Origin of the sequence: Rugosimonospora africana, from assembly GCF_016862975.1 — a bacterium.
Lineage (GTDB): Bacteria > Actinomycetota > Actinomycetes > Mycobacteriales > Micromonosporaceae > Rugosimonospora > Rugosimonospora africana.
In genome coordinates this window covers 79,237-95,926 of sequence record NZ_BONZ01000021.1, presented here as the reverse complement: position 1 = coordinate 95,926, position 16,690 = coordinate 79,237, and the positions used below count along the sequence as shown (strand labels likewise).

9 protein-coding genes are annotated in these 16,690 nt (G+C 71.9%); 6 read left to right on the top strand and 3 right to left on the bottom strand.

Annotated elements, in window-relative coordinates:
• Nucleotides 1-113 precede the first annotated feature (113 nt).
• Nucleotides 114-1,415 carry a type VII secretion-associated serine protease mycosin gene (gene mycP / locus Raf01_RS11295; RefSeq protein WP_275412977.1) on the bottom strand — a complete coding sequence of 434 codons (1,302 nt, stop codon included), beginning with the start codon at nt 1,413-1,415 and terminating at the stop codon, nt 114-116.
• 135 nt (nt 1,416-1,550) lie between these two features.
• On the opposite strand from mycP, the gene Raf01_RS11290 reads away from it, so the two are divergent.
• The 6 genes from Raf01_RS11290 (at nt 1,551) to Raf01_RS11265 (ending at nt 14,173) form a co-directional block, all read left to right on the top strand.
• Nucleotides 1,551-1,961 carry a YbaB/EbfC family nucleoid-associated protein gene (locus tag Raf01_RS11290; protein WP_239133524.1) on the top strand — a complete coding sequence of 137 codons (411 nt, stop codon included), beginning with the start codon at nt 1,551-1,553 and terminating at the stop codon, nt 1,959-1,961.
• On the top strand, nt 1,958-2,296 hold the full coding sequence (locus tag Raf01_RS11285) for a hypothetical protein (protein ID WP_203917747.1): 339 nt from the start codon (nt 1,958-1,960) through the stop codon (nt 2,294-2,296). Before Raf01_RS11290 ends, Raf01_RS11285 begins: the two co-directional genes overlap by 4 nt.
• Nucleotides 2,297-2,337: 41 nt before the next feature.
• Nucleotides 2,338-11,778 carry a WXG100-like domain-containing protein gene (locus tag Raf01_RS11280; RefSeq protein ID WP_203917746.1) on the top strand — a complete coding sequence of 3,147 codons (9,441 nt, stop codon included), beginning with the start codon at nt 2,338-2,340 and terminating at the stop codon, nt 11,776-11,778.
• The gene (locus tag Raf01_RS11275) at nt 11,778-13,028 is read left to right on the top strand and encodes a TIGR02996 domain-containing protein (RefSeq protein ID WP_203917745.1); all 1,251 of its coding nucleotides are present in this window, start codon (nt 11,778-11,780) and stop codon (nt 13,026-13,028) included. Before Raf01_RS11280 ends, Raf01_RS11275 begins: the two co-directional genes overlap by 1 nt.
• A gap of 105 nt (nt 13,029-13,133) precedes the next feature.
• The gene (locus Raf01_RS11270; protein WP_203917744.1) at nt 13,134-13,673 is read left to right on the top strand and encodes a DUF6301 family protein; all 540 of its coding nucleotides are present in this window, start codon (nt 13,134-13,136) and stop codon (nt 13,671-13,673) included.
• Nucleotides 13,670-14,173, top strand: coding sequence for a TY-Chap domain-containing protein (locus Raf01_RS11265; RefSeq protein WP_203917743.1), 504 nt, complete (start codon nt 13,670-13,672; stop codon nt 14,171-14,173). Before Raf01_RS11270 ends, Raf01_RS11265 begins: the two co-directional genes overlap by 4 nt.
• A gap of 101 nt (nt 14,174-14,274) precedes the next feature.
• Here Raf01_RS11265 and Raf01_RS11260 read toward each other — a convergent pair whose 3' ends face one another.
• On the bottom strand, nt 14,275-14,901 hold the full coding sequence (locus Raf01_RS11260; RefSeq protein WP_203917742.1) for a hypothetical protein: 627 nt from the start codon (nt 14,899-14,901) through the stop codon (nt 14,275-14,277).
• A 32-nt stretch (nt 14,902-14,933) separates the two neighbouring features.
• Nucleotides 14,934-16,610 (bottom strand): right-handed parallel beta-helix repeat-containing protein, encoded by a 1,677-nt coding sequence (locus Raf01_RS11255; protein WP_203917741.1) that lies wholly within the window; start codon nt 16,608-16,610, stop codon nt 14,934-14,936.
• Between the last annotated feature and the right edge of the window lie 80 nt (nt 16,611-16,690).

Sequence of the window (16,690 nt, the reverse complement as noted above, 5' to 3'; positions counted from 1 at the left end):
CCCGAGGCACGCCCTCGTGATCGCGACTGGTCTGGGTCGTGGCGCGGCGCCAGACGCGCCGAGCCAGACCAGTCGGAACTGCTTCCGGATCGCGACCGGACTTCAGCTGAACGTCAGCCCAGGTCGCGATCCGGAAGCGCGAAGAACACCGTCTCGGGCTCCTCGACCGTCGGTGGAATCCTCGGCGGTGCCGCGTTGCCCGGTCGCCAGTCGCGCAGCCGCCCCCGTCGCACGGCCACCGCGAACCCGGCGCCGCCGGCCGCCACCAGTACGGCGAGCCCACCGACGATCAGCGCCACCTGACCGTGGTGGTGCCAGTCGGCGGTACGCGCCACTGCGGCGGGGTCGACCGTGGCGGCGGGTATCGGGGCGGGGGACTGCGATCCCGCCACCGGCAACTGCTCGCTCAGCGCGCGGTACGGGTCGACCAGCCCGTACCCGTACTCCGACCCGTGGTTCGAGCCGGGCATCGGATCGGCGGTGTGCGTCAGCTGCCACATCACGTTGATGTTGCTCATCGCCGGGTGCGTCGACCACAGCAGGGCGGCGGCAGCGCTGACCAGTGGCGCGGCCATGCTCGTGCCGTTCCAGTACCCGTACCCGCTCACGCGGGTCGCGGCGAGGACGTTGCCCCCCGGTGCCACCAGGTCGACATACGGTCCGACCTGCGACTCGTCCAGCCGTTTGCCGCCCTCGTCGATCGCGCCCACGCCGAGCACGTTCGGGTACGCGGCCGGGTAGGACGGCGGGTCGCTGACCGCCGACGGGCTGACCCCTGGCACGGATGGCGTGGCGCCGGTGGTGACCGTGTGGTGGTTGCCCACCGACGCCACCACGACGCAGCCCTTGACCTCCTGCGCGTACCGCACCGCCTGCGCGACGGCCGGGAAGTCCGCGTCCAGGGTGAGCGAGATGTTGATGATTCTCGCGCCGCTGTCGGCCGCGTACCGGATGGCGTCCGCGAAGACCTGCGGGCTGACCGCGTCCTTGGGATTGTTGTCGTTGTCCTCGTGGTCGCTGACCCGCAACGGCAGGATGGTGACGCCGGGCGCGAGCCCCTCGAACCCGATGCCGTCCACGTGTTGGGCGGCGATCAGGCTGGCGACCGCCGTGCCGTGGGACACGCAGTCGAAGTTTCCGCCGGGAGTGTTGCGCAGGTAGTCGTAGCCGGGCAGCACGCGGCCGGCCAACTGCGGGTGCTGCGCGTCCACACCCGAGTCGATGACCGCGACCGTGATCCCGGCGCCGGTCGACAGTGGCCGCAGCCGGTCGATGGCGAGAAGCTGCTGCGCCCATGGCGTCTGCCGGATCATCGTGCCGGGGTCGGCCGCGTTCGTGCAGGCACCGGCCGGCGTGGCCACTGCCGGAGCCGATATCGCGAGACCAGCCGCCAGCCCCACCATGAGGGCCGCCACCGGTGCCACCCGCCTGAGCCGGCGAGGTTCTCCACGATGCACTCCGCGCGCCTTTCTGACGGTGCGAATGGTCTGGTGATGGGTAGCAGTGTTTCAGTATCCTCCGAAGCGGAGGGATGCTGCGGGGGAGGCGGCGTGGATTACCGCGAAGACAACCGTCAGTTGAGAGCGCGCGCGGAAGAGCTGATGGGCGAGTTCAACCGCCTGCGCACCGGCATGGGCGAACTCCAGCAGAAACTCCGCCAGATCACCGCGACCGCCAAGTCCGACGACGGCTACGTCAAGGCCACCGTCGGGCCGCGCGGCCAGCTCATCCGGCTCGACCTCGATCCCCGCATCTACCGGCGTCCCGACTCCAAGCAGCTCGCCGAGACCATCACGGAGACCATCAAACGCGCGACGGCCGACGTGATGGCCCAGGTGTCGGAGGCGTGCAAGCCCTACATTCCCGAGGAGGAGTTGCAGGCGCATCTCCAGTTCGACGTCGACGGCATGCGCCGCCGGCTGGACTCCGAGCTCGAATTCCTCAACCTGGAGCGGCCATGACAGGCGAGAAGGCGACCGCGGTCGATCCGACGGCGGCCCTGACCGGAGCGGGCCAGCTGACCGGTGTCGGCGACCAGATGCTGACCAAGTGGCGCAGCCTGCGCAAGCGCATCGACGATCTGAACGCCAAGCGCCCGTGGGGCGACGACGAGGTCGGCAAGCAGTTCAACAAGAACTACCTGCAGGACGGCGACAAGTCGCCGGCCCACAACATCCTCGACGTCGGAGAGACCCTGGTCGTCGCGGTGTCGAAGCTGGGCCCGCAGATCACCGAGGGCGTGAAGGGCACGGAAGACCTCGACGATCTGACCGCGCAGTGGTTCGGCAAGCACTGAGATCGCCCGCGACGGTCGGTTGAGACGGGGAGCGGGTCGACGTGGCTATTGATCGACCGACTCTCCACCCGTTCGACTGGCTCTTCGACGCGGTCTGCATCATCGGCGGCGGCTCCGCCTGGCCGGACGGCGATGAGGATGTGCTGCGTGAGCTGAGCGACGCCTGGCGCGACCTGGCCAGCGAGCTGAACAAGAGTCTGGCCAGCGCCGACAACGCCGCCATGCAGGTGTTGACCGCCTGGGGCGGTGACGCGGGCGAGGCGTTCGACAGCTTCTGGAGCGCGATCGCGGTCGGGCCGAGCAACGGCCTGCCGCAGATCATCGACGCCGCTCAGAACTTCGCCGACGCCAGCGACGACGCGGCGATGCAGATCGAGTACGCCAAGCTGGTTCTCACCATCACCCTGCTCGTCACCGTCATCACCCTGATCATCTGCCAGGTGCTCGCCATCTTCACCGGTGGCGGCTCGGAGGCCGTGGCCGCCGGTGAGGTGGCTGCCGCCCGTACCGTGGCCGGTCAGATCTTCCAGCAGCTGATGAAGTGGATCGGCAAGAGCCTGCTGCGCAAGATCCTCGCGAAGTTCATCATGCACGAGGTCCAGCAGGTCGTGCTGCAGGTGGGCGCCGACTTCCTCGCGCAGGAGATCCAGATCAGCGAGGGTACCCGCAAGTCCCTCGACACCGAGTCGCTGAAGCACAGCCTCATCTCCGCCGCCATCACCGGCGTGCTCACGTTCCCCGCGGGCCTGATCCACCTCAAGATTCCTTCCGGCTGGAAGAAGGTGGCGACCAACGCCCTGATCCACACGGTGAACAACACCATCGCGATGCCCGCCTCGATGATGCTCACCCAGGGTCTGACCACGGGGAACTGGAACTGGGACAACCTGACCAAGGACATCTCGCTCAGCACGTTCCTCGACGCGGCCCTGATGGGCGGCGGGATGGGCGTCATCGGCCAGGCCAAGCTCCCGGAGTCGGTGAGGAACAGGATCAACCCTCGCGACACCCGCACGGCGGCGCCGACCACGACCGACAGCTCGACGTCGGCACCCGACGTGGCACCCGATGTCGCTCCGGACGGCACGTCGGACGGCACGTCGACCGGCTCGCCGGACGTGACGACCGCTCCGTCCGGCGACGCGACCGAGACGTCGACCGGCCAGCAGGGCACCGACACGGCGCCCGGCACCGGGACGACGGGCACCGAGGGCACGGGCACCGGAACGACGGGCACCGAGAGCACAGGCACCGAGAGCACAGGCACCGGAACGACGGGCACCGAGAGCACCGGCACCGATCGCACCGGCACCGGGACGAGCACCGACACCACGAGCACTGAGTCGACAGGCACCGAGTCGACGGGCACGTCGGGCACGGACACCGCGGGCCGGGACACCGCGGGCACGGACACGTCCGGCACGGGCGCGACTGGCAGGGACACCGCGGGCACGGATACCGCGGGCAGGGACACGTCGGGCAGGGACACGTCGGGCACGGGCACGTCGGGCAACGGCACGTCGGGCACCGATACCGCCGGCAGGTCGGGCACGGACGGCACGGCCTCGACCGGGTCGGGCGAGGGCGCCGGGTCCGGCAGGGACTCCGCGCCGGGCGACGGCCGGTCACTCGCGCCGGACACGAGCGAGCCGTCCGGCGGTTCGGTGACCGCGCCCGCCGACCAGCAGGCCGCGGCGTCCGACACCCGATCGGCCGACGGCGGCTCGACCACGGACCGGTCCACCACGACCGAGCCGGTGACCTCGACGGGCACCGACCGGCCGGCGACGACCGACGCCGCCGCGCCGGGAGACCGGGCGCCGACCACGGTCGACCGGTCGGCCGAGCCGACGGCCACGACCGAGGACCGGGCCGCCGTGCCGACCGAGGACCGGGCCACAGCACCGTCGGACACCGAGGCGGTACCGGTCGAGAACGCGACCGCACCGGTCGACCCGACCCGGGAGGCGGCACCGGCCGGCAGAGAGACGGCACCCGCGGGCAGGGAGCCCGCGACCGGCAACGAGCGCGCGGTCGCCCCGACCGACCGTGCCAGCGATCCGGCCCGGCCCCGCGTCGAGGCGACCGACCGGCCGGCCGACCAGACCAGGGCCGACCAGACCCGGGCCGACCCCTCGCGGACCGATCCGACGAAGTCCACGACCGCGCCGGCCGACCGGTCCGCGACCGGCTCCCGGCCCACCGACGCGCCCAGGAGCGACCGGCGCGCACCGGACGCCACCAGACCCGACTCCAGCAGGCCCGACTCCAGCAGGCCCGACTCAACGAGGCCCGACGCCGCCAGGCCGGACTCCAGCAGACCGGACCAGAACAGGCCGGACTCCACCCGGACCGATGACAAGAAGGCCGCGGCCGCCGGACCGGTGGCCGCCGCCCTGCCGCTGATCGAGCAACGGTCCGGTGAACTCGCGCTCGCCGGGTCCGGCTCCGGTGAGCACAGTGGTCCACCCGCCCGGCTCGGCGGCGGGCACGACGAGACGACGGTGACCACCGATCGCACCGAGCAGACCACGTCGCCGTCCGACCAGCCGACCGCGAAAGACGGCGGCTCCGGCGGTGGCTCCGGCGACGGTGGTGGCGGCGGTGGCAACGACCGGCCGCCTCCGCCGGGCGAGCACCCCGACAACGAGTACCCGGCGCAGCAGTCCACCACCAAGACGGCACACGACACCCGGAGCTACGAGGGGCCGGTCAAGCAGTTCGAGGGCGACCCGCAGGGCACCGAGGCGAAGCGGGCGGTCACCGACGCGTCCCGCAAGTTCGCGGACTCGGTGCGCGACAAGATGAGCAGCGAGGGGCTGGGTACCAAGAACAAGGTACGTATGTCCGGCGCGATGCTCTCGGACGAGCACGGGACGACCAACGTCCGTAGCCACTCCAGCATGCGGACGATCTCCCCCGGCGACGGCAGCCCCAAGGTCGAACCGCGGATTCATCCCGAGGCGCAGCGCGTCCTCGACCGGATCGCCGCCGATGCGGAAGCGGACCCGAACAAGCACGTCGGCGCCAACCACGGCAAGTGCGCCGAGGTGGCCCTGATCTCGGACCGTCTGTGGGACCTCCAGGCGCAGTGGGAGGCGGAGGGGAGCCCGGGCGACTTCGCCAACTACGCCCGGGACCATCTCGACGGCAGCCTGATGTCGACTCACTGGGTTGGCGACTCGACGAAGCAGTCGCACGGCGACTACGAACCGCCCTGCAACACCTGTGAACCGTTCATGGACGACTTCCACGTCCAGGCGGTGGACCCGCGGGACGGGTTCGAGCCGCCGCCGGGTCAGGATCCGCACGGGCCCGGCGGCCCGGGCGACCCGCCACCACCGGGCTCGCCGCCTGATCACCCCTCCGCCCCGCACGGGCACGATTCGCAGACCCCCGCTCCGCCCCGCGACCTCGGAGCGGTCGGGGACGGCGTACCGCTGGAGGACACCCGGCCGTATGGCAGCGACCTGTCCCCGCCGGAGGAACATCACCAGGAGATCCTGGAGGCGCTGGTACCGCGCGGGCGGGACGGCGAGCCGCTGGTGCACCCGGATCCGCGCCGGGGCGACTGGGCCGGGCGGGTCAACGACGGTGGCTCGCGGGTGTTCGGGCGCGCGAACAACTGCGTGGATGTGTCGATGTCGTTCCTGGCCACCTGGTACGGCGACCCGACGGTGGCCGCGTCGATGCTCGATCCGAGCCTGGCGGGCGAGACGGGCGGCCCCGTCCGGATCGTGGACTGGACGCGGTCGAGCTGGGACCACCTGGGTACGGACCCGACGGCGCTGAACGAGGTGGCCGCCCGCCTGCGCGACGCGGGACCGGGTTCGTCGGCTGTGGTCGTGGTCGAGTGGACGTCCAAGGACACCGGTCACGCGTTCAACGCGGTCAACGTCGATGGTACGGTCGTCTGGGTCGACGCGCAGGTCAGCGCGGTGTCCGATGCCGGGCCGATGCACGACACGAACATCTCCGGCGTGTGGTCGATCGTGCTGGACGCCAATGGGGAACCGTTCACCCCCGGTGCCCAGCCGGAAGCGCTGGCGCCGACGCACACCTCGCTGGATCCGAGCGCGTCGTTGGAGTTCACGCTCACCCACGACGAGTCGGGCACCCGCCCGGAGGAGCCCTCGTTCACCGAGCACGACGGCGGTGACTACGACGGCGGTGATTACGACGGAGGCGGCGACCCTTACGGCGGCGGTGATCCGTATCGCGGTGGCGACCCCTATCGGGGCGGCGATCCCTACCGCGGTGGCGAGCACGGCGGCGACCCGTACGGCGGCGGCGAGCGGTACGGCGATCACGCGGAACCGCCGGCGTCCCACGAACGGACCGACGGGGTCGAGGGCGGCCGGCCCGAAGACGGGCGACCGGGCGACCGGGGCCCCGGGGGCGGGCCGCACGACGACCGGGGCCCCGAGGACGGGCGACCGTCCGGCGGCCGTCCCGAGGACGTGCGGACAGAGGATCGCTCCGGCACCCCCCGGAGCGACGACGAGCGGGCCGGGGCGCCGGATCCGCGCACCGAGGGGCGCGGTCCGGAGGAGCCGCTGATCCCCAGCCAGCGCGAGGCGTCATCGATCGAGCACCTCGCCGCGGACGAGCACGGCACGCCGGAACAGCGAGGTCCGCTGGATGACTCGGTACGGGCGGACGAACCCGCGCCGATCCGGGACGAGCAGGCGATCCCGGACCAGCGGACGCCGGTGTTCGATGAGCGGCGGCCGGCGGATGAGTCGCTGGCGCGTGATGAGCGGGCGCCGGTGTTCGATGAGCGGCGGCCGGCGGATGAGTCGCTGGTGCGCGACGAGCGGGCGCCGGGGTTCGATGAGCGGCGGCCGGCGGATGAGCCGTTGGCGCGCGACGAGCGGACGCCCGTCGACGAGCGGGCCCGGCCTGAGCGGACGTTCGCGCCGCGAGACGAGCACGAGACCCTGCCACCCGGACGCGACGACCCGACACCGTCCGGGCGCGACGACCTTCCGCCCGGCGGACGCGACGACCTTCCGCCCGGCGGGAGCGATCACCTTCCGCCCGCTCGGCACGAGATCCTTCCGCCGGGTGAGCACTCGTCGCTGCCCGAGGTTGGCGCGCGGGAGCGCGAGGTCGAATCCCCGGAGAAGTGGACCGAGGACGATCTGGAGACGACCTCGGTCAAGCTCGCGCGGTTCAGCGACCCGCTGTCGAAGGACTCCGAGGGAAGGTTCCACTTCCCCGGGGACGCGAAGAACACGTACCGGACCGCGTCGGGGAAGCCGCGGTTCTACCGCAGCCAGGAATGGGCGCCCGACCCGCGTGCCGGGGAGATGATCGACCTCAAGGTCAAGGCTGACCAGGGGCCGCCCGCTCCGCATGACCTGTCGAATGACCCGAGGTCACCGGCAGGCGATACGACCGGCGCGATCCGGGAGGCGTCACGGGCCTGGCACGCCGCCCACGAACGCATCCTCGCCCTGGAGCCCGAGCAACACCGGCTCGTCGACGAGGCGAACCGGCGGATCGCGGAAATCAACGACGCCGCCGGCTACGAGCGAGTGAAGCCGGTCAAGCCCAGCGAGTTCAACAGGAAGAACCTGTCCCGTACACAACGGAAGCTGTTCAACGCCGGAGTGGACACCGGGCTGATCGACCGGCTCAGGGATACCTCGACCCGGCTCAGCGACGCACACGCGGACCGTACCCAGGCGGTCAACGAGATCGGCATGCACGGCGGCCGGGACTACGTCCTCTCCACGCTGGGCAAGGACGGCGACGGCATCCCGATCGAGGTGTACGGCGATCCGCGGGCCGAACCGCGCAGCGGTGAGCTGGACCTGATCGGGCTCAAGTGGGACCCGAACGATCCGGGCCACAGCCGGCTGGTCATCGTCGAGGCGAAGGGCGGCGCGGGCGAACTCGGCACCCGGGTCATCGAGGGGTACGGCCGGGTACAGCAGGGCAGCGCCCCGTACCTGGCGCACTTCCTCGAACACGACGCCACGCTCCGCCAGCTCTTCCGGGACAATCCCGGCCTGGCCGACGCGATCCGCGACGGTACGGTCCGGGTGGAGTACTACAAGGTCTCGCAGGACGTGTTGCCGCGCCTTCCGGAGCTGGGCCCGGACGGAAGGCCCCTGGTCGAGGTTCCCGACGGGCCGACGACCGAGGTGCGGCAGTTCCGGTTCCGTGAGCCGCCGAACGTGCTGGACCCGTCGCGCCTCGACCTGTCGGGACGGCCGGACGAGGCGCCACCCCCGTCGATCGGCGGCGCACGACCGGTCGAGACCGACGGGCTCGGCCCGCACGCCGGCCCGCTGCCGCACGACGGTCCGGGCGAGCACGACGGGCCGGTCGAGCACGACGGTCCGGGCGACGACGGGCCGGGCGAGGGCAGCGGGCCGCCCGCGGACGACGGGCCGGGCGGGGGCAACGGCGGACCGCCGCACCGGGACGACGGTGGCGGACCGCCGGGTGCGGGTGGGTCGCACGCCGATGCGCCCGACCTGCGGCACGCCGCGCTCGGGCATGAGCTGGGCGGCGCGTACCTGGCCGACGCCGACCCCGCCCGTACCCACGCGGCACTGGCCGACACCCTGGCGACGCCGGAGTTGTTGCCGCACGGTGCCGTGGTCGACCCGACGACCGGGCACGTCCGGCTCCAGTTTTCCGGCGATCACGCGTACGAGGTTCGGTTCGAGACCGCTCCGGTGGGCGAGCACGACACGGTCACCGCGGAGGGGCAGCGGTACGCGCCGACCGCGTCCGTGCGCTACCAGTCCGATCACGCCGTCGTGTACCTGTCCGAGAACGCGTCAGCGGAGCACGTGCGGCGGGCCGTCGCGGCGTCGCTGGCCGAGGTCGACTCGGTTGCCGGCGACCGGATGGCCGGTACCCGCTCCGACGTGACATCGATCCTGGGTGAGGGCGCCGTCCCGTCCGGTCGGGGCCGCCACGGCCTCGGCCCGTTCGACCGGGGGCGGGCTGCGGCCATGCGCACGCTGGTGTTCGACCTGCGGGCGGCCGACGCCGCCGGCGACACGGCCCGGGTGGAGCAGTTGCGGGCGGACGCGGCCGGGATGGCCGTGGCGTACGGGCTGGACGACCGGGGCTCGCCCGGCGACATACACAAGCTGGGGTCGAACCGGCCGAAGGTGGGCGACGCGGCGAGAGAGGCGCGGGAGAAGGCCCTGAGCCGGTACCTCGGTCGGAACAGCGGCGAAGTCAGCACGATCACCGCGAGCCTGATGGGCGACGACGGGCGCCTGCCGCTGGCCGACGAACTCCGTGCGCTGCGGCACGCCGACCGGCTGCGGCTGGCCGACGGAGTACGGGACCTCATCGCGCGTCGCGACACGGCGGACGGGCTGCTGTGCGAGCGGGTGGACGCCGCGCTGACCGGCGGTATGCTGCCGGTCTTCGACCGTCTCATCATCGGCGACGGCTGGGCGGCCACGTCCGACTACCTGAACCTCGGGGCGGCCGGCGACCGCGGCGACGGGGTACCGCCGGTGATGTGCATCGGCGACCACGGCGAGCCCTGGCTGGGCCGCGGCGAGCTGGAGACCGGCCAGCTGCCCCTGGAACTCGAACTGCGCGGCCTGCCGCTGCAGCCGAGCCAGTTCGCGCTGGACGGCACCCGCTTCACCCGGTCGGACCACTTCGGGCTCGCCGTCGGCGCGGCCCGGGCGATGAGCGACATGCCGACCTATCACGGATCGGTGACCTCCATCGAGGTACGGCCGGGGGAGCACGCGCCCGGTTGGCCGGACGGCGCGACGTACCGGGTGACGGTCGACGGGCGCCCGCCGATGTACGCGAGCGCGGTGGACGTGGCGAGCGGACCGGGGCCGGCCCGCATCCCCGGGATGGGAGAGCGGGTGCCCGCCGGCCGGCTGGTCGATCCGGCGACCCGGTTCAGTGTCGACCACGCGAGCGGGACGCCGACGTACCGCGACCCGTCCGGCGGCGTGGTGGCGCCGCGCGACCTTCCGCGCGAGGTGCAGACCCGGTTCGGCCTGGACGGGGGTGGCGAGCCGCTGGAGTTCCGCGGGAACCCGGTCGGGCCGCTGCTGGCGGACAACTCCGGGCGGCTCACCGATCCCCGGGTGGTGGACCCGGCCACCGGGTTCTCGGTGGACCCGGACACCGAGCGCCTGTACGACCCGGGTGGGCGCCCGATCCACCAGTCGTCGGTGGACCCGGCGGCGCTGCGCCGGCTCGGCTTCGGACCGGAAGGGTTCAGGGATCCCCGGTTCGTCGACCATCCGTCCGGGTACTCCGTGCACCCCACCACCGGGGAAATCGTGCGCACCGGCGACCGTACCCCGGTGGACCCGGCCGACCTGCCGCCCGGCCTGCACGACGAGCTGCGGCAGGCGGCGAGTACCCGCCAGGTGCAGTTCGGTGGGCACAACCTGGCCGGCGACTACCGGCCCGAGGACCGGGTGCTGGTCTATGGCGCGGGCGCGTCCGGCGCCTGGGACGTGGAGCAGGCGGCGGCGAGGCCGGGACATCACGTCGACTGGACCGCGTTGGACACCCTCGGCGGCGGGACGCACACCCGGGCCGAGGTCGACGGGGCGTTCAGGAAGGCGGGCGGGTACAACCGCCGCAACACCGACGAGCACGGCGCGTACTCGAAGGAGGTGTGGAGCCGGGTCCGGCGGTCGCTGCGCAGCCCGGTCGAGGTGCTCCAGACGACCGAGGGCAGGCTGCGGGTCCGCTTCGACACCGGGGACGTCGAGGTGTACGACCGGATCGTGATCTCCATCGGTCAGGAGAGCTCGTACCCGACCGGTGTCGCCGACGTGGTCTCCAGGCACGAGCTCCAGCCGCTGTACGGGGTCAACGGCGAGATCCACGGCCTGCGTGACGCCGGCGGCGGGCTGCGGCTGCTCGGCTCGGCCGGGGTCGTCGGGCGACCGGGCACGGCACTGTCGGAGAGGCTGCCGGAGCACCTGCGAGCGGCCGCCTCGGCGCTGGTGGGGGAGCAGGCGTCGGTGCTCCCGCACGACTCCCGCGACATCCCGCCGAGCATCCGCAACCAGGCGGGCCGCATAGCCGATGTGAACCTGCCGGTGGAGCACTTCTCGCCCGCGGTCGCCGATCCGCGGGGCCACCTCGGCGACCAGTCACGCACCGTCGCCGACGACCTGGCCGCCGCGGGTGTGGCGGTGCGCGGACTGCCGGAGATCAACGGCGAGTCGGACGTTGGCCTCCTGCGGTACGGGCCGGACAGCCCGGGTGCCGTCGCTCTGCTCCGCGAGCTGCCATCGGCGTCTCGCGGCCTGCTGAAGACCTCGTTGGAGAACGCCCTTGAACGGGCCCGCGCGGCCGATCTCTCAGAGATCGTGCTGGACGGCCGCAGCGCGGGGCTGACCATCGCCCAGGCCGATGACGCCCTGCGGCAGGTCCCCGATGGAGTCCGCCGCGGTGTCATGGTGCGGTTTATCGTGGACGGCGGTTCGCTGCACCCACCGTCCTCGGAAGGCCAGTGATGAGTTCGCTGCAGATCGAGTTGCGCGCCGACACGCCCGCCTACGCCGTGGCGGCCCAGCTCGCGGCGCGGCTCGGCTTCCGCATGCGGCGCACGGTCAAACGGCTCAATCTTCTGGAACGGCCGATGTCGGGCGAACCGTCGAAGACAGTCACCGTACGCGTCAGTGATCGCCGGTGGGACCCGTCGCGGGTCAACATCTCGCAGGGGTACGGCACCGAGCTGCAGGTCGCGGTGCCCGCCTACCACAGGTCCGATCGGTTGGCCGAGGTATCGGCGCTGTTCGACGAGGTGTGCCGGGAGTTCGGCTACCCGGCGCTGCTGCGGGACGACGTCCTGCTGCTGGCGGCCTGGTCGCCGGCGCTGGGACGGCGCGATTTCCCGGCCGAGACGTTCGTGATCGCCGACGACGAGCGGCGGTGGGCCGAGTACGCGCTGCCACCGGTCACCGCGCCGATCGCGGTGGCTCCCGAGGATGTCCTCGGGCAGCTGTACGCGCGCATCGTGGCGGAGCCGGACGACGACGGGCTCCGGCTGGCCTACGCGGACGCGGTGGAGCCGGAACATCCGGACTACGCGCGGCTGATCCGGCTGCAGGTGCGGTACACGCTGGACCGGCAGGCGGGCGTCGCGTGGAGCCCGGTGCGGCTGAGGGAAATGAACCAGCTGGAGCGCCAGTACCACACCGAAGTGGTACCGCCGGAGGTCTGGGGCCCCATCGGGAAGGACTGGCACGTCCGGCGCGGGTTCGTCGAGGCCGTTGCCATGAAGGCGAGCTGGTTCATCGAGGACGCCGGGCTCTTCGTGGCCCACGTGCCGCTGCGCATGCTGTACCTGACCGGCGAGGCGGATGAGCGGATCGACGAGCTGGCCGCGCTACCGGAGTTGGCCCGGCTGCGGGGGCTGTCGTTCTGGGGCAACCCGATCGGCGACGACGGCCTGCACCGGGTTCTCGCCTCGCCGTACCTGACCGGGCTGCGCTGGCTGAGCCTGGACAACACCGGGGTGACCCTGGCCGGGATCGAGGAACTGGCCGCCAGCGACGCGCTGCCCGAACTGCGGTACCTGCGGGCGGACCGGAACCTGCGGCTCAACGCGCTGCCGGGGTACGACTACGACGGCACGCTGGTCAGCGTCGACAAGCCGTACCGGGCGATGGAGCTCGCCGAGCGGTACGACCGGGCGTGGCTGCGCTGGCAGCCGAGCGGTGTGGACGAGCAGGTGTTCGACCCGGAGTACGCGGAGGTCTGACGCGTGCTCCAGCGCGGACGGCGCCGCGCCGGGCTTCGATTTCGGACGCGGCCGGGCGGCACGGACGGCGCCGGTTCGGGCCTCGAATTCGGATAGGGTGAGCGCATGACTGAGGGCCAGCCGGTGCAGCGGGAGGCCGCACGCGAATGGCGGATGCTGTCCGCCGACGAGGTCCGTTCGCTCGCCCAGCGATTGATCGACGTCGAACCGATGCTGCGCCGGGCCGAGCCGGCGCAGATCCTGGCGCGTCTCGGGTGGCGGGCGGCCGAGGAGCCCAGCGGGATCCGTAACCTGCTGTTGGCGGACTCCGGGTTCGGTCTGACCGACAGCCCGGGCATGCTGTGGCTGGATGACCACGATTCGAGCCAGGTGGCCTCCGTCTCGACGGCGGTGTGCGACACCATCAAACCGTTCGTTCCCGCGGTGGAGCCCTTCCTGCAGGACACCTTCGCGCTGGCTACCCGGGCGTTGACCGAGTCGTTCGGCCAGCCGACGGAGGTGGAGGGCGGCCTGGACGCCACGGCCGCCTGGCGCATGGACGTGCTCACCCTGACGCTGGAGAAGGAACCGACGACGGTGACGCTGGTGCTCGACCGCAACAGCGACCTCGACTTCGCCGACGAGACGTCGGCGTACGGGTCGTGACCGAGGTGGGCACACCGGCGCCGGACGGCGCGGCCGACGGGTGGGACGGCTTCGCGCGGGCCCTCGGTCACGAGCTGAAACGGCTGCCCATGGAAGCCACTCTGATCATCATTGAGCGCGGCAATCCACTGCACTACGCACAGTTCTTCCAGGACAAGGGGGAACTGCAGGCCGAGGCGCCCGGCGGGACCTTCGACGACCCGATCGGGTCGCTGTCGATGCGGGACCGGCGGCTGCTGGCCGCCGTGGGTTGGCGCGAGCCGACCCGCGAGGACGAGGTCCCGAACTGGACCATCCGGCTGCCGTGGCCGGCGACGACCGGGGAGTACGAGCGCCTGACGGCCGCCGTGGTGACCGCGCTGCGGGACGTTCAGGAGATTCCGGCTCCGGCCAGCCTGGTGTACCGGTCGTGGGAGCTGACCAACCGGCGACGGGCGGTGGGGCTGCCCGGGGTCGAGCCCGACGAGGGCTACGCACCCGAGGAGGACGGCGCGGCCTGAGTGCCGCTCAGTCTTGGGCCAGCGGGAGGCCAACGCCCGTCAGCTCTGCGTGGCGGAAGGCCGGCGCTCGTCAGCTCTGCGTGGCCAAAGGCCAGCGCCCGTCAGCTCTGCTTCGCCGGGGACGGCACCGGTGGCAGCAGGTCGGGCCGGTAGGCGCGGACCCACTCGCCGATCCGGCCGGTCTGCCAGTCACGGTCGATGACGACCAGACGCAGCCCGAACTGGTCCAGTGTCTGCCGGTACGGCAGCCACTCCGGTCCCTGCTTCCGCTGCTGGTCCGCTTCCGCCCGGGTGAGGCTCTCGCCACGGCCGAGCAGACCCGGCCCGGTGTTCGCCGCCACGTACGCGCTCATCGACGCGCCGGCCGCCGCGCGTGCCACACCGTACGGCGCCACGATGCTCCGGCCGCTCTGCGCCACCACGGCCACCTGCTCGATGTCCGGCCAACGCATCCGTACGATGCCGCCGTCGCGACGGAGCAGCTCCACCCCGTGCCCGGAGACCCGCAGGCCCTGTGACCGGCTCGCGTACCGGCTGAGCGCCACGATCGCGGCGATCAGCACCACCGGAATGACGACCGAGGCCACCGGCCCGCCGATGACATATCCGATAACCCAGGTGAGCAACAGGATCACGATGTTCACCGGCAGCCACGGACGCAGGTTGAGCTGCCAGGTCTGCGACCAGGTCGGCCGGAACACCTCCGGCTGTCCGTCCTGCATGGTCATGCGGTCCACCTCCCCGGGCCCGGCAGTGGTGGTCAGCCGGTTCCGGTGATCGCGTCGATGTCAGACTTTTCGATGAGCCGCAGCTCGTCAAGGCTGGGCCGGCGCCCGAGAACCCGCAGGCGCTGCGCCTGTGCCTTGCGAACACCCTCGAACAGCTTGCGCGCCTCCCGGGCGTTGCCGAAGTTCGCGTCCCGCTCGATGGTGCTGAAGTGTATCAGCAGGGTGTGCTCCACCTGGGCACCTAACACGTAGTCGTCCGCCGCGCACATCCGCTGCACGATGCGGAGCAACTCCTCGGGGCTGTAGTTCTCGAAGACGATGCTCTTGGAGAACCGCGACGCGAGGCCGGGGTTGGCAGACAGGAACTCCTCCATCTCGACTGTGTAGCCGGCGGCGATCACCGCGATCTCGTGGCGATGGTCTTCCATCAGCTTCACCAGCGTGTCGATCGACTCCTGGCCGAAGTCGCCACCGGAGCCCATCGAGCGCGACAACGTGTATGCCTCGTCGATGAACAGCACGCCACCGCGGGCTTCCTCGAACGCCGCGGACGTCTTCTCGGCGGTGTGGCCCAGATATTGACCGACCAGGTCCCTGCGGGCGACCTCCTTGAACGCGCCCTTCGGCAGCACGCCGAGCGCGGCGAGCAGCTTGCCGTACAGCCGCGCGACCGTGGTCTTACCGGTGCCCGGGGCGCCCGAGAAGATCAGGTGATGGCTCATCCCGCCGACCGACAGGCCGGCGCTGCGCCGCCACTCGTTGACCTGGATCTCGTCGATGAGCGCGCGTACCTCGCCCTTGACTCCGGTCAGGCCGACCATCGAGTCCAGCTCGGTCAGCAGCGCCTCGACCGCTTCGGCGTCACCACCGGCGTTCGGGCCGGGATCGCCCATCTTGAGCGGGGGAGCGTCGGGTGCGGCGGCGACCACCGTCGTGGTGGCGCCGTCGGCGATCTCCACCGCCGGGTCGGCGGTGTTCTCCACGCGGCACTCCTCGACCGAGCCGGCACAGCCCCGCGCGAACGACAGGCCCACGCCCTGGGTGTCGTGAACCCAGCAGCGCCGGATCGTCGGCGAACTCTGGTGCGCGACGGCGATGCCCACGTCGCCGGCCTGGGTCACCTCGCACCCTTCCAGGGTCGGGCGGCCGAACTGGTAGATGTAGACGCCGCGCCGCCCGCAGCCGCGGACCGAGCTGGCCGTGACGACCGGATCGGCGCCGATGCGCAGGATGATGCCGTCTTCCGCCACGTCGCTGATGTGGCAGTCGTCGACGATGCCGGACGCGTCCTCGATGACGATGCCGTACTGCGCCCCGGCGATCGTGCACCTGCGCAGGTCGACGCGGCCGCCGGTGACGTCCACGCCCGGGCCGAACCGGGCCGCCAGGTCACAGCCGGACAGGGCGAGCTCGGTGCCCCGAGCGGTGACGACCGGGGCGTCGCCGGCGCGCAGCGTGAACCCCTCGATGGTCAGGGTCGCGTCGCGGCAGCTGACCGCCGGATGGGGCATCCGCGTCGCGTCCAGCGTCACCGTGCCGCCGGACTCGGCCGGGATCAGGCGTACCCGTTTGTTGGTGAGGTAGATGGCTTCGAGGTAGGTGCCGGGCGCGACCGCGATCACCGAGTCGTCGGTGGCCGCGGCGAGGGCGTCGCCGATGGTGGCGTAGGCACCGCGCTGCGCGGGGGAGACCAGAAGGGTGCGGCTCATAGCTCCAGGCTGGGTCGAGGGCCGGAGTCGGGCGGTGTCGCGTCGACTCCCCGCATTATCGCAGCCGACCGCGATCCAGA

Excerpts from the sequence above, each read along its gene's own strand:
- Raf01_RS11285 (WP_203917747.1), top strand. The coding sequence starts at position 1,958 with ATGACAGGCGAGAAGGCGACCGCGGTCGATCCGACGGCGGCCCTGACC.
- Raf01_RS11275 (WP_203917745.1), top strand. The coding sequence starts at position 11,778 with ATGAGTTCGCTGCAGATCGAGTTGCGCGCCGACACGCCCGCCTACGCC.
- Raf01_RS11270 (WP_203917744.1), top strand. The coding sequence starts at position 13,134 with ATGACTGAGGGCCAGCCGGTGCAGCGGGAGGCCGCACGCGAATGGCGG.
- Raf01_RS11260 (WP_203917742.1), bottom strand. The coding sequence starts at position 14,901 with ATGACCATGCAGGACGGACAGCCGGAGGTGTTCCGGCCGACCTGGTCG.
- Raf01_RS11255 (WP_203917741.1), bottom strand. The coding sequence starts at position 16,610 with ATGAGCCGCACCCTTCTGGTCTCCCCCGCGCAGCGCGGTGCCTACGCC.